This is a genomic window from Streptomyces sp. NBC_00996, assembly GCF_045162675.1.
Lineage (GTDB): Bacteria > Actinomycetota > Actinomycetes > Streptomycetales > Streptomycetaceae > Streptomyces.
The window spans coordinates 2,960,114-2,985,210 of sequence record NZ_CP108723.1 but is presented as its reverse complement, the minus strand read 5'-3'; the positions used below and the strand labels follow the sequence as shown (position 1 = coordinate 2,985,210).

The 25,097-nt window shown below is 69.9% G+C and carries 23 protein-coding genes and 1 riboswitch; of the genes, 18 read left to right on the top strand and 5 right to left on the bottom strand.

Annotated features, from left to right (window positions below):
• Positions 1 to 138 precede the first annotated feature (138 nt).
• The 8 genes from OG390_RS14075 to OG390_RS14040 all read left to right on the top strand — a co-directional run bounded on the left by OG390_RS14075 (position 139) and on the right by OG390_RS14040 (position 8,091).
• The gene (locus OG390_RS14075) at positions 139 to 759 is read left to right on the top strand and encodes a heme-copper oxidase subunit III (protein ID WP_399078300.1); all 621 of its coding nucleotides are present in this window, start codon (positions 139 to 141) and stop codon (positions 757 to 759) included.
• Positions 760 to 823: 64 nt separating this feature from the next.
• Positions 824 to 1,633, top strand: a complete 810-nt coding sequence (locus OG390_RS14070; RefSeq protein ID WP_406167959.1) for a c-type cytochrome — start codon at positions 824 to 826, stop codon at positions 1,631 to 1,633.
• A complete protein-coding gene (locus tag OG390_RS14065) occupies positions 1,630 to 2,694 on the top strand; it encodes a Rieske 2Fe-2S domain-containing protein (RefSeq protein WP_406167957.1) in 1,065 nt (354 codons plus the stop codon). Before OG390_RS14070 ends, OG390_RS14065 begins: the two co-directional genes overlap by 4 nt.
• Positions 2,691 to 4,328 (top strand): cytochrome bc complex cytochrome b subunit, encoded by a 1,638-nt coding sequence (locus OG390_RS14060; protein ID WP_406167955.1) that lies wholly within the window; start codon positions 2,691 to 2,693, stop codon positions 4,326 to 4,328. Before OG390_RS14065 ends, OG390_RS14060 begins: the two co-directional genes overlap by 4 nt.
• A 140-nt stretch (positions 4,329 to 4,468) precedes the next feature.
• Positions 4,469 to 5,533, top strand: a complete 1,065-nt coding sequence (trpD, locus tag OG390_RS14055; RefSeq protein WP_406167953.1) for an anthranilate phosphoribosyltransferase — start codon at positions 4,469 to 4,471, stop codon at positions 5,531 to 5,533.
• A gap of 253 nt (positions 5,534 to 5,786) precedes the next feature.
• Positions 5,787 to 6,143, top strand: coding sequence for a PRC-barrel domain-containing protein (locus tag OG390_RS14050; RefSeq protein ID WP_399078290.1), 357 nt, complete (start codon positions 5,787 to 5,789; stop codon positions 6,141 to 6,143).
• Between the two features lie 27 nt (positions 6,144 to 6,170).
• A complete protein-coding gene (locus OG390_RS14045; protein WP_399078288.1) occupies positions 6,171 to 6,344 on the top strand; it encodes a hypothetical protein in 174 nt (57 codons plus the stop codon).
• A gap of 76 nt (positions 6,345 to 6,420) precedes the next feature.
• Positions 6,421 to 6,537: riboswitch (SAM riboswitch) on the top strand.
• A gap of 192 nt (positions 6,538 to 6,729) precedes the next feature.
• Positions 6,730 to 8,091: an aminotransferase class V-fold PLP-dependent enzyme gene (locus OG390_RS14040; protein ID WP_406167950.1), complete on the top strand. Its 1,362-nt coding sequence runs from the start codon at positions 6,730 to 6,732 to the stop codon at positions 8,089 to 8,091.
• 351 nt (positions 8,092 to 8,442) lie between these two features.
• Here OG390_RS14040 and OG390_RS14035 read toward each other — a convergent pair whose 3' ends face one another.
• Both OG390_RS14035 and OG390_RS14030 read right to left on the bottom strand, forming a co-directional pair.
• Complete coding sequence (locus OG390_RS14035) at positions 8,443 to 8,724, bottom strand: Lrp/AsnC family transcriptional regulator (protein ID WP_399078284.1); 282 nt, start codon at positions 8,722 to 8,724, stop codon at positions 8,443 to 8,445.
• Positions 8,725 to 8,765: 41 nt separating this feature from the next.
• Complete coding sequence (locus OG390_RS14030) at positions 8,766 to 9,542, bottom strand: rhomboid family intramembrane serine protease (RefSeq protein WP_406167948.1); 777 nt, start codon at positions 9,540 to 9,542, stop codon at positions 8,766 to 8,768.
• A gap of 154 nt (positions 9,543 to 9,696) precedes the next feature.
• Here OG390_RS14030 and OG390_RS14025 point away from each other — a divergent pair, with 154 nt between their 5' ends.
• The 5 genes from OG390_RS14025 to OG390_RS14005 all read left to right on the top strand — a co-directional run bounded on the left by OG390_RS14025 (position 9,697) and on the right by OG390_RS14005 (position 15,163).
• Positions 9,697 to 9,936: a hypothetical protein gene (locus tag OG390_RS14025; protein ID WP_037624014.1), complete on the top strand. Its 240-nt coding sequence runs from the start codon at positions 9,697 to 9,699 to the stop codon at positions 9,934 to 9,936.
• 34 nt (positions 9,937 to 9,970) lie between these two features.
• Positions 9,971 to 11,320: an NYN domain-containing protein gene (locus tag OG390_RS14020; RefSeq protein ID WP_406167946.1), complete on the top strand. Its 1,350-nt coding sequence runs from the start codon at positions 9,971 to 9,973 to the stop codon at positions 11,318 to 11,320.
• A gap of 305 nt (positions 11,321 to 11,625) precedes the next feature.
• Positions 11,626 to 12,657, top strand: a complete 1,032-nt coding sequence (locus tag OG390_RS14015) for an NlpC/P60 family protein (RefSeq protein ID WP_406167944.1) — start codon at positions 11,626 to 11,628, stop codon at positions 12,655 to 12,657.
• 215 nt (positions 12,658 to 12,872) lie between these two features.
• Positions 12,873 to 13,895 carry an NlpC/P60 family protein gene (locus OG390_RS14010; protein ID WP_406167942.1) on the top strand — a complete coding sequence of 341 codons (1,023 nt, stop codon included), beginning with the start codon at positions 12,873 to 12,875 and terminating at the stop codon, positions 13,893 to 13,895.
• 32 nt (positions 13,896 to 13,927) lie between these two features.
• Positions 13,928 to 15,163, top strand: coding sequence for a hypothetical protein (locus OG390_RS14005; RefSeq protein ID WP_406167940.1), 1,236 nt, complete (start codon positions 13,928 to 13,930; stop codon positions 15,161 to 15,163).
• 103 nt (positions 15,164 to 15,266) lie between these two features.
• On the opposite strand, the gene OG390_RS14000 is transcribed toward OG390_RS14005, so the two are convergent.
• A complete protein-coding gene (locus OG390_RS14000) occupies positions 15,267 to 15,797 on the bottom strand; it encodes a PadR family transcriptional regulator (protein WP_406167938.1) in 531 nt (176 codons plus the stop codon).
• Between the two features lie 148 nt (positions 15,798 to 15,945).
• Here OG390_RS14000 and OG390_RS13995 point away from each other — a divergent pair, with 148 nt between their 5' ends.
• Positions 15,946 to 17,256, top strand: a complete 1,311-nt coding sequence (locus OG390_RS13995) for an MATE family efflux transporter (RefSeq protein WP_406167936.1) — start codon at positions 15,946 to 15,948, stop codon at positions 17,254 to 17,256.
• Here the strand turns inward: OG390_RS13995 and OG390_RS13990 are convergent.
• Complete coding sequence (locus tag OG390_RS13990) at positions 17,217 to 18,458, bottom strand: glycosyltransferase 87 family protein (protein ID WP_406177651.1); 1,242 nt, start codon at positions 18,456 to 18,458, stop codon at positions 17,217 to 17,219. The two genes, OG390_RS13995 and OG390_RS13990, sit on opposite strands and share 40 nt — an antisense overlap.
• Before the next feature lie 144 nt (positions 18,459 to 18,602).
• On the opposite strand from OG390_RS13990, the gene OG390_RS13985 reads away from it, so the two are divergent.
• A complete protein-coding gene (locus OG390_RS13985) occupies positions 18,603 to 19,745 on the top strand; it encodes a glycosyltransferase family 4 protein (protein ID WP_406177650.1) in 1,143 nt (380 codons plus the stop codon).
• A 165-nt stretch (positions 19,746 to 19,910) separates the two neighbouring features.
• Here the strand turns inward: OG390_RS13985 and OG390_RS13980 are convergent, their stop codons facing one another.
• On the bottom strand, positions 19,911 to 21,707 hold the full coding sequence (locus OG390_RS13980) for an AMP-dependent synthetase/ligase (protein ID WP_406167934.1): 1,797 nt from the start codon (positions 21,705 to 21,707) through the stop codon (positions 19,911 to 19,913).
• A 296-nt stretch (positions 21,708 to 22,003) separates the two neighbouring features.
• On the opposite strand from OG390_RS13980, the gene OG390_RS13975 reads away from it, so the two are divergent.
• The 3 genes from OG390_RS13975 (at position 22,004) to OG390_RS13965 (ending at position 25,051) form a co-directional block, all read left to right on the top strand.
• The gene (locus tag OG390_RS13975; RefSeq protein ID WP_406167933.1) at positions 22,004 to 22,801 is read left to right on the top strand and encodes a metallophosphoesterase; all 798 of its coding nucleotides are present in this window, start codon (positions 22,004 to 22,006) and stop codon (positions 22,799 to 22,801) included.
• A gap of 216 nt (positions 22,802 to 23,017) precedes the next feature.
• Positions 23,018 to 23,464, top strand: coding sequence for an SRPBCC family protein (locus OG390_RS13970; protein ID WP_406167931.1), 447 nt, complete (start codon positions 23,018 to 23,020; stop codon positions 23,462 to 23,464).
• Between the two features lie 417 nt (positions 23,465 to 23,881).
• Entirely contained in the window at positions 23,882 to 25,051 is a 1,170-nt protein-coding gene (locus OG390_RS13965) for an ArsA family ATPase (protein ID WP_406167929.1), read from the top strand.
• Positions 25,052 to 25,097 lie beyond the last annotated feature (46 nt).

Sequence of the window (25,097 nt, the reverse complement as noted above, 5' to 3'; positions counted from 1 at the left end):
GGCGCGGATGCTACTCCCTTGAACACCTCGTCAACACCGGTTCGGACAGGCCTTCGATGGGCCATACGGGCTGGACACACCCCGTCAACACTCCGAACGGCACCCCCCGGGGTGAGGGCGGGATAAGCGACCGACATAATGTCGGTCGTGGCGACAGCAACGACAGTAGAAACCGGGCACGCGCACCCGTCGGTCAATCGGCCGAACCTCACCAGCGTCGGAACCATCATCTGGTTGAGTTCCGAGCTGATGTTCTTCGCGGCCCTCTTCGCGATGTACTTCACTCTGCGATCGGTGACCGGGCCGGATCACTGGAAGGAAATGGCGTCCAGCCTGAACCTTCCGTTCTCGGCGACGAACACCACGATCCTGGTGCTCTCCTCCCTGACCTGCCAGCTCGGCGTCTTCGCCGCCGAGCGCGGGGATGTGAAGAAGCTCCGGATGTGGTTCATCGTCACCTTCATCATGGGTGCGATCTTCATCGGCGGTCAGGTCTTCGAGTACACCGAACTGGTCAAGAAGGACGGGCTCTCGCTCTCCTCCGACCCGTACGGCTCGGTGTTCTACCTGACCACCGGCTTCCACGGACTGCATGTGACGGGCGGCCTCATCGCCTTCCTGTTCGTCCTCGGCCGCACCTACGCGGCCCGGAGGTTCACCCATGAGCAGGCGACCGCCGCCATCGTCGTGTCCTACTACTGGCACTTCGTCGATGTGGTCTGGATCGGCCTCTTCGCCACGATCTACCTGATCAAGTAATCGGGCGCACCGCCCGAAACATCCAGAAGCACCGACGCAGAAGATCCTGACACCGGGGTAATCCGTGAAAAAGCTCTCCGCACGACGACGCCATCCGCTGGCGGCGGTCGTCGTCCTACTCCTCGCGCTGGCGGCCACCGGGGGGCTGTACGCCGCGTTCGCACCCGCGAGCAAGGCGCAGGCCGACGAAACCGCCCAGTCCCTCGCCATCGACGAGGGCCAGAAGCTCTACGCCGTCGGCTGCGCCAGCTGCCACGGCACCGGCGGTCAGGGCACCACTGACGGTCCGAGCCTCGTGGGCGTCGGCGCCGCCGCGGTCGACTTCCAGGTCGGCACCGGCCGAATGCCGGCTCAGCAGCCGGGCGTGCAGATCCCGAAGAAGAAGGTCATCTACTCGCAGGCCGAGATCGACCAGCTCGCGACGTACATCGCCTCGCTCGGCGCCGGTCCCACGATCCCGACGAAGAGCCAGGTCAGCCCCGAGGGCGCGGACATCGCCAAGGGTGGCGAACTCTTCCGCACCAACTGCGCGCAGTGCCACAACTTCACCGGCAAGGGCGGTGCGTTGACGCACGGCAAGTTCGCGCCGAGCCTGGAGGGTGTCGACCCGAAGCACATCTACGAGGCCATGCAGACCGGCCCGCAGAACATGCCGTCCTTCCCCGACACCACGCTGTCGTCGAAGAACAAGCAGGACATCATCGCGTACCTCGACGCGGTCAACGGTGACGACACCGAGAGCCCCGGCGGCCTCGAACTGGGCGGCCTCGGGCCGGTCAGTGAAGGCCTGTTCGGCTGGATCTTCGGTCTCGGCACCCTGGTCGCCGTCGCCGTCTGGGTCGCCGCTCGGACCGCAAAGGCCAAGAAGTCATGAGTAGCCAAGAGATTCCAGAAGAGAACGTGCCCGCTGAGCGGGCCACCGACGAGCACGGTCACGCGGTAGCCGTCGCGGACGAGACGAACCCGTTCGCGGACCCGGGGCTGCCGCCCCACGAGCACCGTGTCCAGGACATCGACGAGCGGGCCGCCAAGCGGTCCGAGCGCATGGTCGCCATGCTGTTCACGCTGTCGATGCTGGCCACCGTCGCCTTCATCGCCTCGTATGTGGCGATCCCCAACGACAAGTCGATCTACGTCTTCCCGATCGGGCACATCAGCGCGCTGAACTTCGCGCTGGGTCTGACCCTCGGTGTGGCGCTGTTCTCGATCGGCGCGGGCGCGGTCCACTGGGCCCGCACCCTGATGTCCGACATGGAGATCGCCGACGAGCGTCACCCGATCGAGGCGGAGCCCGAGGTCAAGGCCAAGGTGCTGGCCGACTTCAAGCAGGGCGCCAAGGAGTCCGCGCTCGGCCGCCGCAAGCTGATCCGCAACACGATGTTCGGCGCGCTGGCCCTGTTCCCGCTCTCCGGCGTCATGCTGCTGCGCGACCTCGGTCCGCTGCCCGGCACGAAGCTGCGGCACACGCTCTGGTCCAAGGGCAAGCTGCTCGTCAACATGAACACCAACGAGCCGCTGCGTCCCTCGGACGTCGCCGTCGGGTCGCTCACCTTCGTCAAGCCCGAAGGCCTGGAGGAGCACGACGAGGACTTCCAGCAGGAGATCGCCAAGGCGGCCCTGATGATCGTCCGGCTGCAGCCGGACAACATCAAGGACAAGCAGGAACTCGAGTGGTCCTACGAGGGGATCGTGGCCTACTCGAAGATCTGCACCCACGTCGGTTGCCCGATCTCCCTGTACGAGCAGCAGACGCACCACGTCCTCTGCCCGTGCCACCAGTCCACCTTCGACCTCTCCGACGGTGCCCGAGTCATCTTCGGCCCGGCCGGTCACGCCCTGCCGCAGCTGCGCATCGGTGTGAACGACGAGGGCTACCTCGAGGCGCTCGGCGACTTCGAAGAGCCCGTCGGTCCTGCATTCTGGGAGCGCGGATGAGCACTGCGACCACCTCCGACTCGCGCTCGCGCGAGAAGGCACCCGCCGGTGAGCGGGTAGCCGACTGGGCCGACGGCCGCCTCGGGATCTACTCCCTGGCCAAGGCCAACATGCGCAAGATCTTCCCCGACCACTGGTCGTTCATGTTGGGTGAGGTCTGCCTCTACAGCTTCATCATCATCATCCTCACGGGTGTGTACCTGACGCTGTTCTTCCACCCGTCGATGAACGAGGTGGAGTACCACGGCAGCTACGTCCCCTTGCAGGGACAGCTGATGTCCGAGGCGTTCAACTCGACCATGCACATCTCCTTCGATGTGCGCGGTGGTCTGCTGATCCGGCAGATCCACCACTGGGCGGCGCTGATCTTCCTCGCCGGCATGTTCGTGCACATGATGCGTGTGTTCTTCACGGGTGCGTTCCGCAAGCCCCGTGAGGTCAACTGGGTGTTCGGCTTCCTGCTGTTCGTCCTGGGCATGTTCACCGGCTTCACCGGTTACTCGCTCCCGGACGACCTGCTCTCCGGCACCGGTGTCCGCTTCATGGAGGGCGCGGTCCTGTCCGTGCCGATCGTGGGCACGTACCTGTCGTTCTTCCTCTTCGGCGGCCAGTTCCCGGGCGGCGACTTCGTGGCCCGCTTCTACTCGGTGCACGTGCTGCTGCTGCCGGGCATCATGCTCGGCCTGGTGGTCGGCCACCTGATCCTGGTCTTCTACCACAAGCACACGCAGTTCGCGGGCCCGGGAAAGACGAACAACAACGTCGTCGGCATGCCGCTGCTGCCGGTCTACATGGCCAAGGCCGGAGGCTTCTTCTTCCTGGTCTTCGGTGTCATCGCGGCCATCGCGGCGATCGCTTCGATCAACCCGATCTGGTCCATGGGCCCCTACCGTCCGGACCAGGTCTCCACGGGCGCCCAGCCCGACTGGTACATGGGCTTCTCCGAGGGCCTGATCCGTGTCATGCCGGGCTGGGAGATCAACCTCTGGGGCCACACACTCGTCCTGGGCGTGTTCATCCCGCTGATGATCTTCCCGCTGGTCCTGGTCGCGATCGCGGTCTACCCGTTCATCGAGTCCTGGGTCACCGGCGACAAGCGCGAGCACCACATCCTGGACCGCCCGCGCAACGTCCCGACCCGGACCGCGTTCGGTGCCGCCTGGATCAGCTGGTACTTCGTCCTGCTCGTCGGTGGTGGCAACGACCTCTGGGCCACGCACTTCCACCTGGCGATCAACTCGATCACCTGGTTCGTCCGGATCGCGTTCTTCGTCGTGCCGGTGCTCACGTTCATCGCCACCAAGCGGATCTGCCTCGGTCTCCAGCGCCGTGACCGGGACAAGGTGCTGCACGGCCGCGAGTCGGGCATCATCAAGCGCCTGCCGCACGGTGAGTTCATCGAGGTGCACGAGCCGCTCAGCCAGGACGCGCTGCACACCCTCACCGCGCACGAGCAGTACAAGCCGGCCGAGATCGGCCCGACGGTCGACGAGAACGGTGTCGAGCGCAGGGTGCCGGGCACGCAGCGGCTGCGCGCCAAGCTCAGCAAGGGCTACTACGGGGAGGACAACCAGATCCCCAAGCCCACGGTCGAGGAGTACAAGGAGATCACGAGCGGTCACGGCCACCACTGATCTGCTGACCGATCCTTATTGATCGCCACGGGAAGAGCCCTCGTCCACTGCCTGGACGGGGGCTCTTTGCCGTGCTCCGGGCTGGATAGGGTGTTCCCATCTACAGGAGTCCCTTTCCGGGACGGACCCAGGAGCGGCTTATGAGCGCTGTGAACCCCGCTGGAGGCGACATCGCGGCGGGCCGTTCCTGGCCCGTGGTCCTGAACGGCCTCCTCGACGGACGTGACCAGAGCGCGGACGACACCGCCTGGGCGATGGACCGCATCCTGCGCGGCGAGGCGACCGACGCGCAGATCGCCGGTTTCGTGGTGGCGCTGCGGGCCAAGGGCGAGACCGTCGAGGAGATCACCGGACTCGTCCGGACGATGTACGAGCACGCGAACGTGATCGAGGTGCCGGGGTCGACCGTCGACATCGTCGGTACGGGCGGCGACGGCGCGAAGACCGTCAACATCTCCACCATGTCGGCGATCGTGGTCGCCGGGACCGGCGCCAAGGTCGTCAAGCACGGCAACCGGGCAGCGTCCTCGGCGTCCGGCTCCTCGGACGTCCTGGAGAAGCTCGGCGTCAACCTCGAGCTGCCACTGAAGCGGGTCGTCGAGGTGGCCGAGGAGGCCGGGATCACCTTCTGCTTCGCGGTGAAGTTCCATCCGGCGCTGCGTCATGTGGCGGCAGCGCGTGGGCAGTTGGGGATCCGGACGACGTTCAACGTGCTCGGTCCGCTGACGAACCCCGCGCGGGTGAAGGCGCAGGCGGTGGGCGTCGCGGATCCCCGCATGGCGCCCATCGTGGCGGGTGTCTTCGCCGAGCGCGGCAACTCCTCGCTGGTCTTCCGCGGCGACGACGGCCTCGACGAGCTGACGACCACATCGACCTCCAGGGTCTGGGTCGTCCGCGACGGCAAGGTCACCGAGGAGCGTTTCGACCCGCGCGACGTGGGCATCGACCTCGTCCCGGTGGAGGCCCTGCGCGGCGCCGACGCGTCGTACAACGCGGACGTCGCCCGTCGCCTGCTGAACGGCGAGACCGGGCCCGTACGGGACGCGGTACTGCTCAACGCGGCGGCAGCCCTGGTGGCCCTGGAGCCGGCCGAGACACCGTTGGCCGAGCAGCTGCGTGCCGGGATGGCCAAGGCGGCGGAGTCGATCGACTCGGGCGCGGCGAAGCGGACGCTGGAGAGGTGGGTGGCCGCCAGCAACGCCTGAGACCTGCCGCCCCCGCGCGAGCACGGTCGAGCGTGGGGGCGGGGGCGCCGAGCCCCGCGCCCGCGGCATGATCCGCCGGACGGGACCCGGCTCGGAGCGCCCGGCTCCGGGTACCCGCAGGGGGCCCGGGCGGAGCGCTCCGGGCCGCCGGACGCGGTGGCGGCCGGAGTAAAGTGAAGACGTGGCAGCTCTCCCGCGGAGACGCCGCTTCCGTGTGGAGTCCTCCGGGGGCACGGGCCGCGAGGAGCGAGGCATGATTCACTCAGCCGATATCCGCGAGTGGCGCAACCGCGACGTGGTCGATCCCGGGGGTCGCAAGATCGGCGCTCTGGAAGCGGTCTACGTGGACACCGCCACCGACGCGCCTGCCATGGCCTCCGTCCGCACCGGATTGCCGACCCGGCACAGGCTCGTCTTCGTCCCCCTCGACGAGGCGACCCTGGGGCCCGGCTATGTGAAAGTCGCCCACTCGAGAGGGCAGGTGAAGAAGGCACCGTCCATCGGCATGGACGACATCCTGCCGGTCGAGCGGGAACACGAGATCTTCGAACACTACGACCAGACCTACGAGTCCGGTGCCGAGCACGGGCGCCGTCTCGCGCGCGGCTGACCGGCCCGTCGGAGGATGTGGTCACCCATGGCGCTCTTCCTCTTCCTGATCCTCGTGGCGGTCATCCTCGGGCTCATCGGTGCGACGGTGGAGGGGCTGTTCTACCTCCTGATCATCGGCGCGCTGGTGCTGGTGGCCGACCTGGTGCTGTTCGGCATGCGCTGGTCCCGGCGCTCGCACCGGCATCATTTCGTGCGCTGATCCCGACGGCAGGGCGCGTCCCGTCATCCGGACAGGAGTTGCGGGGCCGTGATCAGCTCGCGTAGGTTCCTGTCCAGGTCATGAGTGACAGTCATGAGGCCCCGGCCGACTGTCCGGCAACCCTCCGTCCGTGGCGGGGTGCCCCGGGTGAAGACCAGGTCGTAGGCAGCGAGGTCTACGGCAAGCGCGGACCCCTCGCCCTCTTTTGAGTGGATACAGCCCAGGGGTCCTGGTCGTTCGAGGGAGCCTTCTGTGAGCAAGCGAATGCGATAGGGCGTAGAGCCCCGCCTCCGCATACCCCCTTTTTCACCCCTTCCCGCGCTGAGCCGTACCCCCGTGTACCCGCTCGCGTGGTGATTCCCCGCGCCTCTCACAGGAGCTCGCCATGTCTGTCTCCACCACTGCCGCCGACCAGACCGTTTGTTCCCCGCTGCCCGTTCTGGGGCGAGATGTCACCGTCCCGCTCGTCACCGGTGGCGAGGTCACCTACGCCGCCCTCGACTACGCCGCCAGCGCCCCGGCCCTGCAGCGGGTGTGGGACGACGTCGCCGCCTACGCCCCGTACTACGGCAGCGTCCACCGCGGCGCCGGCTACCTCTCGCAGCTGTCCACCGACCTCTTCGAGAACGCCCGCAGGACTGTCGCCGAGTTCCTCGACTGCCGGGACGGCGACCAGGTCGTCTTCACCCGCTCCACCACCGACTCGCTCAACCTGCTCGCCGCCACTCTTCCGGCCGACTGCCAGGTCTTCGTCTTCGAGACCGAGCACCACGCCTCGCTGCTGCCCTGGCGGGGCGCCCGGGTGACGTACCTGAACGCCCCGCGCACGCCCGGTGAGGCCGTCGAGACCCTGGAGCGCGCGCTCGCCGACCGGGATCCGTACGGTCCGGCGCTGGTCTGTGTCACCGGCGCGTCCAACGTCACCGGCGAACTGTGGCCGGTGCGTGAACTCGCCGCGGCCGCCCACGCGCACGGCGCGCGCATCGTCCTCGACGCCGCGCAGCTTGCCCCGCACCACCCGGTGTCCGTCCGTGACCTGGGCGTCGACTGGGTCGCCTTCTCCGGTCACAAGCTGTACGCGCCCTTCGGGTCCGGCGTCCTGGCCGGCCGCTCCGACTGGCTGCGCGAGGCCGAGCCCTACCTGGCCGGCGGTGGTGCCAGCCGCAAGGTCACCCGGCGCGAGGACGGGGGAGTGGACGTGGAGTGGCACGAGAGCGCCGCCCGCCACGAGGCCGGGTCTCCGAACGTCATCGGCGCCTACTCGATCGCCTCGGCCTGCAAGGCGCTGACCGAGGCCGGGTTCGACACGCTGGTCGCCCGTGAGCGGCACCTGGTCGACACGGTCCGCGCGGGGCTCGCCGAGGTGCCCGAGGTGCGTGTCCTCTCCCTCTTCGGCGACGACGCCCCGCGCGTCGGCGTGATCTCCTTCGTCGTCGAGGGATGGAACAGCTCGCACTTCGCCGCCGCGCTCTCCGCCGAGTACGGCATCGGCGTGCGCGACGGTCTCTTCTGCGCCCACCCGCTGGTGCGCACGCTCCTCGGCAGTGATCCGCAGGCCCAGGGCGAATGCGGTGCGCCCGAGGCCGCGCCCGGCGAGAAGTCCCTGAACGCCATCCGGGTGAGCTTCGGGGCGGGCACGCCCGACGAGCACGTGGAGCGCTTCGTGCGCGCCGTGAAGGAACTGGTGCGGGACGGTGCGCAGTGGCAGTACCGCACGGAGGACGGCCGCTGTGTCCCGGCGGTCTGAGGGCTTCTGGCGCAGTTCCCCGCACCCTCTTTTCAGGGGCGCGGGGAACTGCGCGATCTTTTAGTGGGGGTCTGGGGGCGCGGCCCCCAGGTACGGGACGGGCAGGGGCGGCGGGGGCGAAAGAACTAGTGCCCCGGCAGGCAGCGTTTGCCCGTCAAGGAGCGGCGTCCGGTGCGTGCTCTGGGGGTCCCCCCGGCCGAGGGCTGGGGGGAGTGCCGGCCGGAAGTCCTCGTTCTGGATGTACTTGGGCTTTCGGCCGGTGCGGCGAGTGGGGGGGCACCTCCCACGCCCTTGAGGCAGTGGGGGAGCGTGCGGGGCGTCGCGACGGGGCGAACGTTGCCTGCTGGGGCACTAGCCGTCCAGGCCGATGGCGAACGCCGCCTCCAGGTCGTGCTGCGAGTACGTACGGAACGCCACGTGCGTGTCCGTCGCCTCGACGCCCGGGATCTTGCTGATGCGGCCGGGGATGACGTCCGCCAGGTCCTCGTGCTGCTTCACCCGGACCATGGCGATCAAGTCGTACGTACCGGTGACGGAGAAGACCTCGCTGACACTGTCCAGCGCGGCGATCGACTCGGCGATCTCGGGGATCCGGTCCACGCTGGTCTTGATGAGGACGATCGCGGTGATCACGGCTGGTTCTCTCCCTCGGGGCCGCTGCTGAGGCTCTCACCCTACTCGCGGTCCAGCCGGGCCGGTTGTTCCGCCGGGGCCCCGGCCCGAGGCGCATCCGCTGTCGGAGGCTGCGCCCCCGGGGAAGGTGCGGTGGTCGTACGGCCGAATCGGATCCACGCGTAGACGAACCCCAGCGAGAAGCCCACCAGATGGGCCAGATAGGCCACCCCGGGGCCCGATGAGTCGCGGCCGGCCGCGAGCCACTGCAGGCTGACCCAGAACGGCAGCACCACCCAGGCGGGAAAACGCAGCGGCAGGAAGAAGAGGAACGGGAAGAGACTGGTCACTCGGGCCTTGGGGAACAGGTACAGGAACGCGCCGAGGATCGCGGAGATCGCTCCGGAAGCGCCGACCAGGGACTGCTGCGACTCGGCGTTGGCGGCCGCGTAGCCGAGCAGGGCGAGATAGCCGCAGCCCACGTAGAAGAGGGCGAACTGCACGTGGCCCATGCGTTCCTCGGCCATCGCCCCGAAGACGTAGAAGAAGAGCATGTTGCCCAGGAGGTGGAGCCAGCTGCCGTGGATGAACAGGGCGGTGGCCGGGGTGAGCGCCTCGCGGGGCGCACCGGCGAAGAGTTCGGTGGGCAGCACGCCCCAGCTCCGGAAGTAGGCCCGCTGGGCGACCAGCAGTTCGTCCCCGGTTCCGTACGCCGGATTGAGGCCCGCCGCCGGGCCGATCACGAAGATCAGGCAGCACAGGGCGATCAGGCCGTAGGTCACCGGCGCCGAGTGTCCTCGAATCGCTCTGCCGACCGTCGTACTCCAGTTGCTGATCATGGTGCAGAGCATGGCGTAACGGGAGCCACGCGGACAGATCGCCTCGCCGCCGTGGACAGCCGAGCGTCGGGTACCCGCCAGGCCGTAGGGTTACGAGCCACATGCACCAGGGAGACTGGCGCTGGACGGACACTAGAAGGAAAGCGACTGCCACATGACGGTTCCCCTGCCGGACGCCAAGACTCGCTGGCGCTGCACGCTCTGCGGCAACCTCACGCGTTTCGACGTGACCCGCTCGTCGAAGGTCGTCGAGTATGTGCACCTCGACCTGGCCGGTGAGCCGAAGGTCGAGGAGCGCGAGGTGGTCAGTGAGACCATCGAGTCGGTCCGCTGCCGCTGGTGCAACGCGGTGGATCAGGTGGAACTCGTGGACAGGCCGGGTGCCGGCTCCTGAGGGAGCGGGCCCCGCACAGGTATTGGGGTGACGGATGGTGGAGACCACAGGCGGGGAGCCGGACGACGGCACCGCTGAGGTGCTCGATCGTCCGCTGCCCGATGGTGTGCGCAGAAGAGTCGTACAAATTGTTTCAGACGGGTTCGGCGGGTTGACCGTTGCCGAACTTCCTGTCCAATTGCGGCAGTACGCCCGGTTCGCCCCCAATCGCCGGGCCAAGTTCGCCGGTAACGCCATGGCCGCGGCCCTGGAGACCGACCCGCTGTTCAGACAGCGCATCGCCGAGAAGCTGAGAGAGGCTCAGCCGGAGCTCGCCGGCGCCCTCGACTCGGGCGCGCCGCCCCCGGCCGCGGATCCGCTGGACGTGGCCGCCGCGGCCTATGTGCTGCGCCCCGCGGGCTGGGTGAAGCTGGTGACCGCCGCGGGCGAGGAGGCCCTGCGGGCGGACGCCGAGCGGGCCGGTGAGGAGAGCCGGGCCGAGCTGGAGCGGCTGCGCGAGGAACTCGCGGAGGCCCGCGGCCAGACGAAGGCCGAGACCGAACGGCTGCGCACGGAGCTGGAATCGGCGAAGAAGGAAGCGGAATCGCTGCACCGCAAACTGCGCGGCGCCCTCAGTGACGTCAAGCGCGGCGAGGCGGCGCTGCGCAAGCTCCAGGCCGAGATGGACGTCGTACGGGCGGAGGGGCAGGTCCAGGTGTCCGCCGCCGAAAGCGAGACCCGGCGGCTCAAGGCGCGGCTGGGCGAGGCCGAGGCGGCCCTGGAGGCGACCCGGCGGGCGGCGCGCGAGGGGCGCAGCGTCGAGGACATGCGGGTGCGGCTGCTGCTCGACACCGTGCTGGAGGCCACTCAGGGGCTGCGGCGCGAACTCGCCCTGCCGCCCGTGTCGGTGCGGCCCGCAGAGACGGTCGATGCGGTCGAACCGGGACGGATGACACCAAAAGACATCGCCGCCCGCGCCCTGTCCGAAAATGATCCGGCGATCCTCGACCAACTGCTCGCGCTGCCGCAGGCGCATCTGGTGGTCGACGGCTACAACGTGACCAAGACCGGCTATCCGCAGATGCCGCTGGAGAAGCAGCGCCTGAGGCTGCTCGGGCAGCTCTCGCAGCTCGCCGCGCAGACCGGTGCCGAGGTGACGTGTGTCTTCGACGGGGCCGAGCTGGCCGCTCCCGTGCTCCTCGCGCCGCCGCGCGGGGTGCGGGTGCTGTTCTCCAAGCCCGGCGTCACCGCTGACGAGTTGATCCGTCAGCTGGTTCGGGCCGAGCCGCCGGGGCGGCCGGTCATCGTGGTATCCACCGACCGTGAGGTGGCCGACGGGATCGCCAAGGCGGGTGCGCGGCCGGTGGCCTCGGCGGTGCTCCTCAAGCGCTTTTCGCGCGGTTGACGATCTGGGGTGTACGCCTCATAGGCAACGTAAGTCCCATGTGTAACCTCCGGGCGAGATGCCCGAATTGGCGAAACCTTCACGCAACGTAGTGTCAGACGCGCATTACTGCATGTGAGTTGTCGGCAAAGAATGCGCTCGGTGACCGAAATTTTTCCGATGAGGATTTGAACTGATCACAGGAAGGTCACTAGGGTCAGGCCTCGAACCTCCGCTCGGGTGATCGCTCATTGGGAGCGACGGCGGAGGGGCACCGCCCGTCGGCGCATTCGGCAGGCGGCTGGAGGAAGAAGGAGCTCGCCTTCGTGGCGTCCCACCGTCGACCCAAGCAGCCGAGCCGCACCCGTGTGACCGTGCTCACCACCGCCGCCGCCGCTGCCGTGGCCCTCAGCGCGAACGTCGCCAACGCCGCGCCGAGCGAGAAGCCGAGCAAGGACGAGGTCAAGGCCAAGGTCGACAAGCTCTACGAGGAGGCCGAGAAGGCCACCGAGAAGCTCGACGGGGCCAAGGAGAAGCAGGCGAAGCTCCAGAAGGAGATCAGCGCCCTCCAGGACAACGTCGCCCGCGGTCAGGAAGAGCTCAACACTCTGCGCGATGGCCTCGGTTCGATGGCCAGCGCCCAGTACCGCACCGGAGGCATCGACCCCTCGGTGGCTCTCTTCCTCTCTTCCGACCCGGACAGCTATCTCGACAAGGCGTCCACGATGGACCAGCTGAGCGCTCAGCAGGTCGAGTCGCTCAAGAAGGTCCAGGAGAAGCAGCGTTCGCTCGCCCAGCAGCGCAAGGAAGCCTCCGACAAGCTCAAGGACCTCGCCGACACCCGGGCGGAGCTGGCCAAGAAGAAGAAGGAAGTCCAGGCCAAGCTCGGCTCGGCCCAGAAACTCCTCAACACCCTGACGGCCAAGGAGAAGGCGGCTCTCGCAGCCGCCGAGCAGGAGCGTGCCACCCGGGCCAGCGAGCGCGTCGATCTCGGCAACAGCAAGGGATCCGGGCGCGCCGGGGCGGCGTTCTCCGCCGCGCAGAGCAAGATGGGCTCGCCGTACGTGTACGGCGCCTCCGGCCCCAGCTCCTTCGACTGCTCGGGCCTCACCTCATGGGCCTACGCCCAGGCGGGCGTCTCCATACCGCGCACCTCGGAGGCTCAGGCCAACGCCGGTACGCGCATCTACTCGCAGAGCGGTCTGCAGGTCGGCGACCTCGTCATCTTCTACGGCGACTTCCACCACGTCGGCCTGTACGCGGGCAACGGCCAGGTGCTGCACGCCCCGCACACCGGCGCGGTCGTCCGCTACGAGTCCATCGGCAACATGCCCTTCCAGTTCGGCGTCCGGGTCTGACGCCCGCCCGCTGAGCGGACCCTCGCCGCACCGCCCAAACGGGCGAATTGCGCCGGCTCCCGCTGACCCCACGCCCCGTCGGTGACCTGCGTCTCCGGCGGGGCGTCACGTTGTGCGCCCTCAGACGGCTTTGCCGGTGTGTAGTCGCACGGCTACTGTCTGGCGCGATTCCCCCAATTCCGGGGGACCGTCAGCGGAAGGGAGAGCGGCTACCCGTGGGGTCCCATCGCCGCCTTGCACCGTCCGGTTTCGACCGGGGCTTCGGCGCCACCGGTTTCGCCGTCTGCGTGATGTCCGCCGCGGCAGCGGCACTCGGCGCCCCACCGGCCGCCGCAGCACCGCAGGACGACACCCGGGCCGAGGTGGACCGCCTGTACGCACAGGCGGAGAAGGCCACCGAGGCGTACAACAAGGCCGACGAGCGCGCCGACTCGCTGCGCAAGGAAATCGGCACGGCGCAGGACGAGATCGCCCGGCAGCAGGAACGCATCAACACCATGCGGGACGCGCTCGGCTCGCTCGCCGGAGCCCAGTACCGCTCCGGCGGCATCGCCCCCTCCCTCGCGCTGCTGTTCGCCGACGACCCGGGCGACTACCTCGACAGGGCCGCCGCCCTGGACCGCATCACCGCGCACCAGGCCGGTGAACTCACGGACCTCCAGCTCGCCATGCGCGACCTCGCCCAAAAGCACGAGGAGGCCACCGGCAAACTCGCGGAGCTGGAGCGCAGCCGCAAGGCCGTCGCCCAGAACAAGCGGACCGTCGAGCGGAAACTGGCCAAGGCCCGGCAGCTGCTCAACTCGCTGCCGGACGCCGTGCGCGCCGCCTACGACCGGACGTCGCGTTCCACCCGCGCCGACATGCCCGACCTCGGAGGCGCCGTCCCCTCCTCGGGCCGTGCGGCCGCCGCCGTCGCCGCGGCCCGCTCGGCGCTCGGCCGACCGTACGTGTGGGGTGCCAACGGGCCGGGCGGTTTCGACTGTTCGGGCCTCATGCAGTGGTCGTACGCGCAGGCCGGAATCGGTCTGCCGCGCACCTCGCAGGACCAGCGGTACGCCGGACACCAGGTACCGCTCTCCCAGGCGCAGCCCGGCGACCTGGTCACCTACCGCTCGGACGCGAGCCACATCGCGATGTACATGGGCAACGGCCAGGTGATCCACGCGCCCTATCCGGGCGCCCCGGTGCGCTACGACCCGGTGGGGATGATGCCGATCTCGTCCGTGACGCGGGTCTGACCCCTGGGCGAAGCGGCCGTACGATCGGGAACGTGGCTGGTCGAAGGCGTGCGTCGCGAGCGGGGCTCTCCCTGGTGCTGCTGCTCGCCGTGCTCGTGGGCTGCGGTGGCCGGGCGTCGTCGGACACCGTGACGGCCGAGGTGCAGCGGGTGCTCGACAAGCGGGCTGCGGCGGTCCTCGACCGGGACGAGTCGGCGTACCGGGCCACCGGGCAACCGGCCACCACCGACGCCGCGTTCGGGAATCTGCGCGATCTCCCGCTGGCGTCCTGGTCGTACCACCTCACCTCCCTGCATCGCTCGGGCGACCGGGCCACGGCCGACGCGGAGCTGCACTACCGCGTCAAGGGCTACGACACCGCGCCCGTCACCGCGGCCCGCGCCCTTCGCCTGACCCGCAGCGCCGGAACCTGGCACGTCGCCTCCGACGAGCCCGCCGAGAAGGCCGGCGAGCAGCTGTGGGAGCAGGGAGCCGTCAAGGTCGTACGGGGTGAGCACAGCCTGGTCCTCGGGGTCGGGCAGACCGGCGAGCGCCTGCGCACGTACGCGGATCTCGCGGACCGCGCCGTGCCCGCCGCGTCGGAGGCGTGGGGCACGGACTGGTCGGGGCATGTCGTCGTGGTCGTACCGAAGTCGCTGGAGGGGATGGCGGGGTTGCTCGGGGCTCCGGCGTCCGGCTACCGGGGGATCGCGGCGGTCACCACCGGCGAGGTGAGCGAAGCGAATAGGGGGTCCCCCCGGCCGGAGGCTGGGGGAGGCCCGTCCCGGGCACCCGCGGACCGGATCATCGTCAACCCCGACGCGTACGGCGTCCTCGGCGACTTCGGCAAGCAGGTCGTGCTCACCCACGAGACGACGCATGTCGCCACCCGCGCCCACACCACGGCCGCCACGCCTTTGTGGCTCTCCGAGGGCTATGCGGACTGGGTCGGCTACCGAGGCAGCGGGCGGACGGCCGCGCAGGTCGCGCCGGAGCTGGAGCGCGCCGTCATGGAGGGCCATGTCCCGGCCGCGCTGCCGGAGGACAAGGACTTCGGCTTCACCGGGGACGCGGCGCGGCTGGCGCAGGCGTACGAGGGCGGCTGGATGGCGTGCCGGCTGATCGCCGACCGCTGGGGCGAGGTCCGGCTGAACGACTTCTACCGGGCGGTGGGCGACCACCAGAAGCGGGCCGGGGCGGTCGAGGGCGCGCTGCGGGACGTGCTGCACACGACGCCGGAGAAGTTCACCGCGCAGTGGCGGGACCATCTCAGGGCTCAACTCGGCTGAATCTGCGGTGCAGGGCTCAATTCGTATGATGCTGTGGCCTGAGGGGCAATGCGGATGACGCTGCGTTGCAGAGCCCAACTCTGCTGATCCCTCGGTCCCGTGGTCAACTCCGCTGATCGAGCCGGCTGATCGCTTCCGCGAGCCACTTCCGCTCCGCCTCGCCCGTCGCCCGCGCGACCTGCAGCATGCCCTGCCGGAAGAGGTCGTCCGTCTCTTCCGCCCGTACGGGCTTGCCGTCCCGGTAGAAGAAGCTCGCGGGCGTCTCCAGGAACTCCTGGCGACGGCGCAGTACCGCGGCCTGCTCCCGGGGGTCGGGGAGATGGCGCAGGAACGCCAGCAGCGTGTTGAAGCGCACGTGGTCGGTGATCTCGGCCTGCTTGGGGTGGCGCAGCCGCTCCAGGAGCTCCTCGCGGCCCTTGTCGGTGAGCGACAGGATGCGGCGCGGGGCCGCGCTGCTGCCCGGCTCGGTGTGCTGGTCCAGCTTGCCCGCGGCGGCCAGGCGGGTGATCGCGGGATAGAGGGCGCCGTCGCTGACCGGCCGGACATGGCCGCTGAGGGCCTTGATGCGCTCCTTCAACTCGTAGCCGTGCAGGGGCTCTTCGAAGAGGAAACCGAGGATCGACAGCTCCAGCATGCGGCGGCTCCGTGGTGGTTGCGGGTCCCTTGGTCGCATGGTACCTCTTATCGAGCTACCTCGAATCGAGATAGCTCGCATCGAGGTAATCCGTATCGAGGCAGCCCGCATCGAGGCAGTCATGAAACTCGCGCCGAGGGAGTCATGCGTGAACGCCCACCGAAAGCAGCTCATATCTCTCGCCCACCCCGTCTACTTGTCCCTGCTCGCCTCCGTCGCCGCCGGGATCATCAACACCGTCTGGGTCTCCCGGCTCGGCGGAGCCGCCGTGGCCGCCGTCGCCGTCGCGACCAACACCGAGAACGTGCTCCTCGGCGTCGCCCTGGTCTTCGCCTCCGGGGCAACCGTCCTGATCTCGCACGCCAGGGGCGCACGGGATCCCAGGGCGGTCCGGGCGGCCGTACGCGGAGGATGGGCGCTGTGCGCCACGGTCACGCCGGTGGTCGCGGTGGGCGGGTATCTGCTGCGGGAGCCGCTGGCCCGGCTCGTGCTGGGCGGCGACGGGCGCGCCCTGACGCTCGCCGTCGCCTACTTCGCGATCTCCCTGCCGGGCATCGCCGTCTTCTTCGCGCAGAACCTCGTCGACGGGATCCTGAAGGGCACCGGTGACACCCGCACACCGATGCGCCTCGCCCTGCTGGCCAACGGCCTGATCCTCGGGCTCGACCCACCGCTCATCCACGCGTACGGCGTCGAGGGCGCCGCGGCCTCCACGGTGCTGTGCCGCTGTGTGGCCCTGGCCATGGGTCTGCGCGCGCTGCGCGGGAACGCGCTGCTGCGACACGCGGCGGCCGTCCCTCCCTCGGAGGCCGCCGGAGCGGCGCTGCGCCGGACCCTCTGGACCGGTCTGCCGATGTCCGCGGACTTCACCGTGCGGCAGGGCGGGGCGCTGGTCCTGGTCGCGATCGTGGCCCGGCTCGGGGTGACGGCCGTGGCCGCGTACTCCATCGCGTACAAGGTCATGTACGTCGCGACCATGGCGTTCTACTCGGTGCGGCAGGCCGCCTCGATCCACACAGCGCACACGCGGGGCGCCGGCGGGGACGAACGGGGCGCCATCGGGCGGCAGGCCGTACTCGTCTCCGGGACGGTCGGCGTGCTGGCCGCATCAGTGCTCGCTTTCCTCGCCCCCTGGATCATGCGCGCCTTCGGCGCCGGACCCGGGGTCGCGCACGAGGGCGTGCTGTTCCTGCGCAGCGTCGGGCCCTATCTGCTCCTGATGGCCTGCTTCATCGCGCTCGGCGGCGTCGTCGAGGGGAGCGGGGGAGCGTCGCTGCTGCTCCGGGTGACCGTGGTCGGTACGGCGGTGCAGCTCCCGCTGGCCCTTGCCCTGTCGCGGCTCGGGCTGCCCGGGATATGCCTCGCGCTGGCGCTGTCCATGACGGTGCAGTGCGCCGTGCTCCTCATGTGGGCCAGGCGTCACGAGGACGTCAGGCGCTCCTTCGTGTCCGCGGCCTGAGAGGGGAGTGCCGCGGCCGGTTCGGAGATCGTGTCCCGCCACAGCTGCAGGGCGGCGAGCAGCGTGGCGATCACCAGCAGCCCGTTGCGGGCGAAGAGGAGAGTGACGCCGAGGGAGTCGCTGGAGACGACGTGCGAGAACCAGATCGGGAACTCCAGGACGGTCACGAAGCACGCGGCCAGCACCACAACGACGGGCAGGGTCATCCGGCTGCCGCGGAAGCACAGGCAGACCGCCGCGAGCCCGACCAGCCAGACCATGTACTGCGGGCTGATGACCCGGCTGGTGGTCGTGAACATCAGCACGCCCACGAACGCGGCGTCGGCGAGTGTGTGCGACAGGAACCGCTTGGCGCACAGCCGCCACAACATCAGCCAGCCGAGGGCGACCGCGGTGAGCACCAGGGCCACCGTGCTCACCACGTCGACATACGGCCCGAGGAACTCCACGGAGCCGTAATTGAGCAGCACCTGACCGTTCCAGCCGTGCTGCCGGGCCACGTGGAAGACGAGGGAGCCGAGCGACTCCACCTCGGTGCCACGGTTGCGCTGGAAGGTCAGGAAGGAGAAGGCGCCGGGCATCGCCAAGGCGAACAGCACGGCGATCCCCCCGGCGGTCACCGCCGCCGCGGCCCACGCGCGGCGCCGGACGGCCCCGACGAGCAGCAGCACCGGCCACACCTTCAGCATCGCGCCGAAGCCCACCAGCGCACCCATCACCCGCGGACGGCGGGCCCCCGCGAGCAGCGCCGCGACCGCTACGGCCGTCACCATCACGTCGTAGCGGGCGTACACGGTCGGCCCGAGCAGCGGTACGCCGATCACCCACACCCAGGCGCCGCGCATCGTCTTTCCGGGGCGCAGGCCCGCGTATTGGAGCAGCCCGAGCACCACGAAGTCGGCGAGGAAGGCCAGCAGGTAGAAGGCATGTGCGTAGTCGAGGAAGGGCAGCAGGGCGGGGGAGAGGATCGGGAGCGCGGCGGCCGGCGGATACTGCCAGGTGACGTCGTCGAGCGGGAAGGTGCCGTGCCGCAGGACCTCGTACCAGCCCTGGTAGATCACGGAGACGTCGCTCGTGACGTCCGGGCCGGGGAAGACGTGGACCTTGTACACGAAGAGCAGCAGCACCAGTCTGGTCAGGCCCCAGGTTCCGATGAGCGCGAGCAGCCCGAACGGGAACCTCGCCCCCCTTGCCCCCGTCATGCCCACCTGGCCCTTGTCCGTCCCGGATTCATGTGCTTCGCTGCCATGTTTCTGCGGAGTCATGATGGCGCGCCGCCCTGTGCGCGAGCCATCAAGCGCGGCCGTGCGGACCTGTGAGTATAGGTTTCGATAGTGTCGAACACGATGCACAAGACCCTGATCGTGACCAACGACTTCCCGCCCCGCCCCGGCGGCATCCAGGCGTTCCTGCACAACATGGCGCTGCGCCTGGACCCCGAACAGCTCGTCGTCCACGCTTCCACGTGGAAGCGTGGCCGTGAGGGCGCCGAGGCGACCGCGGCCTTCGACGCCGAGCAGCCCTTCACCGTCGTACGGGACCGCACGACGATGCTGCTGCCGACCCCGGGCGCCACCCGGCGTGCCGTGGGGCTGCTGCGCGAACACGGCTGTACGTCGGTGTGGTTCGGGGCGGCGGCACCGCTCGGCCTGATGGCGCCCGCGCTGCGCCGGGCGGGCGCTCGGCGGCTCGTGGCGACCACGCACGGCCATGAGGCCGGCTGGGCGCAGCTCCCGGCCGCGCGCGGGCTGCTGCGCCGCATCGGCCAGTCCACGGACACGATCACCTACCTCGGTGAGTACACGCGCTCGCGGATCGCCTCCGCGCTGACCCCCGAGGCCGCGTCCCGCATGGTCCAGCTGCCGCCCGGCGTCGACGAGCAGACCTTCCACCCCGGCTCCGGCGGCGAGGTGATCCGCGCCCGCCTCGGCCTGACGGACCGCCCCGTGGTGGTCTGCGTCTCCCGCCTGGTCCCGCGCAAGGGACAGGACACCTTGATCCTCGCCATGCCGCGCATCCTGGCCAAGGAGCCTGACGCGGTGCTGCTGATCGTCGGTGGCGGACCGTACGAGAGATACCTGCGCAAGCTCGCGTACGACACCGGGGTCGTCCAGTCCGTCCGTTTCACCGGAGCGGTGCCCTGGTCGGAGCTGCCCGCGCACTACGGCGCCGGAGACGTCTTCGCCATGCCCTGCCGGACGCGCCGGGGCGGCCTCGACGTGGAGGGGCTCGGCATCGTGTATCTGGAGGCGTCCGCCACCGGGCTGCCCGTCGTCGCCGGCGATTCGGGCGGCGCGCCGGACGCCGTCCTCGACGGTGAGACCGGCTGGGTCGTACGCGGCGGATCGCCCGACGAGTCGGCCGAGCGCATCATCACCCTTCTCGGCGACTCGGAGCTGCGTCGCCGGATGGGGGTGCGGGGGCGCGAGTGGGTCGAGGAGAAGTGGCGCTGGGACCTGCTGGCGGAGCGGTTGAAGGAGTTGCTGTAACGCCTGGTGGGGTGCAGCTTCCGGGCTTTCGACGGGTTGTCATCGGCCGACAACGCAATTCCCCGCGCCCGTCAGGGGCGCGGGGAACTGCGCGAGCAACCACGCACGGCCGGGAGGGCGCGGGAACACCCTCGCCCCCACGGCGGGAGCGCGGCCGCTGGGACATCAGCCCCGATAGATCGCCTCGATCTCGTCGGCGTAGTCCTTGGCCACCACATTGCGCTTGAGCTTCAGCGACGGCGTGAGGTGCCCCGACTCCTCGGTGAACTGGGACGCGAGGATGCGGAACTTGCGCACCGACTCCGCCTTGGACACCGCCGCGTTGCCGTCGTCGATCGCGTCCTGGATCGCGGCGACCAGATCCGCGTCCTCGCGCAGCGACACCGCGGTCGAGCCGGCCGGCTTCCCGTGCTCCTCGGCCCAGCGGCCCAGGAACTCCTCGTCGACGGTGACCAGCGCGCCGACGAACGGGCGCCCGTCGCCGACCACCATGCACTCCGCGACGAGCGCGTGCGCGCGGATGCGGTCCTCGATCACGGCCGGGGCGACGTTCTTGCCGCCCGCGGTGACGATGATCTCCTTCTTGCGGCCGGTGATGCGGAGGTAGCCGTCCTCGTCGAGGGTGCCGATGTCACCGGTGTGGAACCAGCCGTCGGCGAGGGCCTCGGCGGTCGCGGCCTCGTTGTTCCAGTACCCCTGGAACAGGTGCTCGCCGTGCAGCAGCACCTCGCCGTCGTCCGCGATGCGGATCACGGAACCGGGCAGCGGCTGGCCGACCGTGCCGATCTTCGTACGGTCCCAGGGGTTGAAGGCGGTGGCCGCGCAGGACTCCGTCAGGCCGTAGCCCTCCAGGACGGTGAAGCCGATGCCACGGAAGAAGTGGCCGAGCCGCTCGCCGAGCGGGGCGCCGCCGGAGATCGCGTACTCGCCGCGACCGCCCAGTACCGCGCGCAGTTTGCTGTAGACGAGCTTGTCGAAGGTCTTGTACTTGATCTTCAGACCGAGCGACGGGCCGGAGGGGGTGTCCAGGGCGCGGCTGTACGCGATCGCCGTGTCCGCCGCCTTGTCGAAGATCTTGCCCTTGCCGTCCGCCTGCGCCTTGGCGCGCGCCGAGTTGTAGACCTTCTCGAAGACGCGCGGCACGCCGAGGATCAGCGTCGGCCGGAACGCGGCCAGCTCGTCGGTGAGGTTCTTGATGTCCGGGACACAACCGAGCTTGATCGGCGCCATCATCGGCGCGACCTGCACGAGGCGCCCGAAGACGTGCGCGAGCGGCAGGAAGAGCAGGACGGAACACTCGCCCGTGCGGAAGAGCGGGCGCAGCCGCTCCACGATGTTGCCGCACTCCGCGAAGAAGGCGCGGTGGGTGAGGACACAGCCCTTGGGCCGGCCGGTCGTGCCGCTCGTGTAGACGATGGTCGCCGGGTCGTCGGCCTTGGCGAGCGAGCTGCGCTCCTCGACGGTGGCGTCGCTGACGTCCTTGCCGAGGCGTCCCAGCTCCTCCACGCCGCCGGCCTCGATCTGCCAGACGTGCTTGAGGGCGGGCAGCCGGTCGCGCACCGACTCCACGGTGGCCGTGTGCGTGTCCAGCTCGACGATGCAGGCGGTCGCGCCCGAGTCGCCGAGGATCCACTGCACCTGCTCGGGCGAGCTGGTCTCGTACACCGGCACGGTGATCGCGCCCGCGCTCCAGATCGCGAAGTCGAGCAGCGTCCACTCGTAGCGGGTACGGGACATCAGACCCACCCGGTCGCCCGGCTGGACGCCGGAGGCGATCAGGCCCTTGGCCGCGTCCCGCACCTCGGCGAGGAAGGTGGTGGCGGTGACATCCGTCCAAGTGCCCCCCACCTTGCGGGCGATGACGGCTACGTCGGGATGCTGCGCGGCGTTTCTACGGACGATGTCGGTCAGATTGCCGTCCGCAGGGACCTCGTACAAAGCCGGAAGGCTGAACTCGCGCAAGACTGCTGCTCCTCATAGGGCGCCGGCGCCACGACTTTGTGTGATGCGACGGTGCGGTCCAAGGCTCGGGCAGGTACTCAAGAGATCACTTGTTGAAATCCTGAGTACGACTGGACTGCCCGGACGTTACCCACCGGTACGGCTGTTTCGATAGGGGGTCCCGGCGAGATGTTCCCTGCGTCACACAGGTTGGCGTTCCTTCGCGCACAGTAGTCCACCCTTTTACTGACTGGCCAGTAACCGCAGGTCCGCCCGCCTCTGTTCACGTTTGCCCCACAGGCCTACGCTTGATCGCCATGGCACCCACACCGGTCGGTAACCCGAGGACGCGCATTCATGTGGTCAGTGACGTGCACGGCAACGCCCGGGACCTGGCCAGAGCCGGCGACGGCGCGGACGCCCTGATCTGCCTCGGTGACCTGGTCCTCTTCCTCGACTATGCCGACCACTCGCGCGGCATCTTCCCCGACCTGTTCGGCGAGGAGAACGCGGACCGCATCGTCGAGCTGCGCACCGCCCGCCGCTTCGCGGAAGCGCGCGAGTTCGGAGCCCGGCTCTGGTCCGGCATCGGCACGGACCGGGCCGCGACCATCGAGAAGGCGGTGCGCAAGCAGTACGCCGAGATGTTCGCCGCGTTCCCGACACCGACGTACGCGACCTACGGCAATGTCGACATGCCGACCCTGTGGCGCGAGTACGCCGGCCCCGGCACGACCGTGCTCGACGGCGAGCGCGTGGAGATCGGCGGCTGGGTCTTCGGCTTCGTGGGCGGCGGCCTAAGGACCCCCATGCGGACGCCGTACGAGATCGGTGACGAGGAGTACGCGGCCAAGATCGAGGCGGTCGGCGAGGTCGACGTGCTGTGCACGCACATCCCGCCGGAGGTGCCGGAGCTGATGTACGACACGGTGGCGCGTCGCTTCGAGCGCGGGTCCCGCGCCCTTCTGGACGCGATCCGGCGCACGCGCCCCCGGTACTCGCTCTTCGGCCATGTCCACCAGCCGTTGGCGCACAGGATGCGGATCGGGGCGACGGAGTGTGTGAACGTGGGGCACTTCGCCGGGTCGGGAAGACCGTGGGCGCTGGAGTGGTGACGGTTCCGGCTCGTGTCCGGCCTGGACGTCAAGTCGGTTCCGGCTCGTGTCCGGCCTGGACGTCAAGTCGGTTCCGGCTCGTGTCCGGCCCGGACGTCAAGTCGGTCCCGAGCCGGACGCGGTGACGGCACCGCGTCCGGTGCGCGGTAGCCTTCACGCTGCACACACGTGCGCACCACCCTCCCTCACCGGACCGCATCTGGAGGAGCCACGGCGATGGCGGAACACACCAGCTCGAGCATCACGATCGAGGCGGCACCGGCTGACGTCATGGCGGTGATCGCGGACTTCGCCCGCTACCCGGACTGGACCGGCGAGGTGAAGGAGGCGGAGGTACTCGCCACCGACGGGCAGGGCCGCGCCGAGCAGGTGCGCCTCGTCATGGACGCCGGCGCCATCAAGGACGACCAGACCCTCGGCTACACCTGGGCCGGCGACCACGAGGTCTCCTGGACCCTGGTCAAGTCCCAGATGCTCCGCTCCCTGGACGGCTCGTACATCCTGAAGCCCGCGGGCGCCGGCGCCACCGAGGTCACCTACCAGCTGACCGTCGACGTCAAGATCCCCATGCTCGGCATGATCAAGCGCAAGGCCGAGAAGGTCATCATCGACCGGGCACTGGCGGGCCTGAAGAAGCGCGTGGAGTCGGGAGAGGCTTCCTAGAACCTGTGCCACATCCCCGGACGGGTGCCCGCGGCACGCACTCCCCCAGAGGGGGCACCCCCAGCCGCGTTGTCGAAGCGCCCCAGTAGCTCCTCCCCCGCGCTCGGCTGCGCTCGCGCGGGGGGACCCTCATCGAGGACGCTCCGGCACCTTGCGCTCGCACGCACCGGACGACATGCGCTGATCCGGCCGGGGATGTGACACAGGCTCTTGGCCCGTCCGGCGTCGAAGGACGAGGCCGTTGGGCCGATACGGGGCTGGGGGCGGAGCCCCTGGGGACGACGGGGGTCCCCCTGCTCGAGCGAGGCCGAGAGCTTGGCGGAGGGCAGGGGCAGGCGGGGCGAAACACGCCTGTCCGCGGCACTGCACCCCTGCCCCGCCAAGGCGCCTCGCCCGCCACAGGTAGCGTTCACCCCCATGCGCACCATCCTGATCACAGGCCAAGGCGGCACCGGCCGTACGACGGTCGCCGCGGCCACCGCGCTGAAGGCGGCCCGCGAGGGCACCCGAACCCTGGTGCTCGGCGCCGACCGCACGGACACCCTCGGTGCCGCCCTCGGCGTGCCCACGGGCGCGACCCCCGTGGAGGCGGCGCCAGGCCTCACCGCCTGGCGCCCCGACGCGGCGGCCCGCTTCCGTGAGGATCTCACCGCCTTCCAACAGCGCGCGCAGACCGCCTTGGACCTGCTCGGCGCCTCCCGCCTGGACGCCGAGGAGGTCACCCCCCTGCCCGGCGCCGAGGAACTCGCTCTGCTCCGCGCTCTGCGCGACGCGGCGATGTCGGAGCGGTACGACCTCCTGGTCGTGGACCTCCCCCCGGCCCCCCAGGCCCTTGCCCTCCTCGCCCTCCCCGAGGAACTCCGCCGCTACCTTCGCCGCCTGCTTCCGCCGGAGCGCCAGGCGGCCCGCGCCCTGCGCCCCGTGCTCGGCCGGCTCGCGGGTGTCCCGATGCCCGCGGAGTGGCTGTACGAGACGGCGGCCCGCTGGGACATCGAGCTGGCCGCGGTGGAGGCGGTGGTCGAGGACCGCGCCACGACCGTACGACTGGTCGCCGAGCCGGGCCCGGCCGGCACCGACGCGGTACGCACCGCCACCACCGGCCTCGCCCTGCGCGCCCTGTCCGTCGACGCCCTGGTCGCGAGCCGCGTCCTGCCGGGCGCCACGAACGACACCTGGCTGGCGGCCCTCGCCGCCCAGCAGCGCAAGGCACTGGACGAGTGGCAGGAGACGTACGCACTCCACGAGGTCCCGCACCTCGGCCACGACCCGCGCGGTCTCCACGATCTCGCCGCGCTCCCCGTGCCCGGGGTCAACCAGGCGCAGCCCCCGGTCGAGTGGCCCGTCGTCGACCAGCTGGCCGACGACGGCGTACTCGTGTGGCACATCCCGCTGCCCGGCGCGATACGCGAGGAACTGGACCTCATCCGGCGCGGCGACGAACTCGTGGTCACGGCGGGGCAGTTCCGCCGCATCGTTCCGCTCCCGTCGGCCCTGCGCCGCTGCACCGTGGCCGGCGCCGCGCTGCGCGAGGGCGAGCTCCGGGTCCGCTTCGCGCCGGATCCGGATCTGTGGCCCCGTACAAGATGACCGGGCTGCCCCCTCTACAGGGGCGGACACGGTGAACGGTGTACCC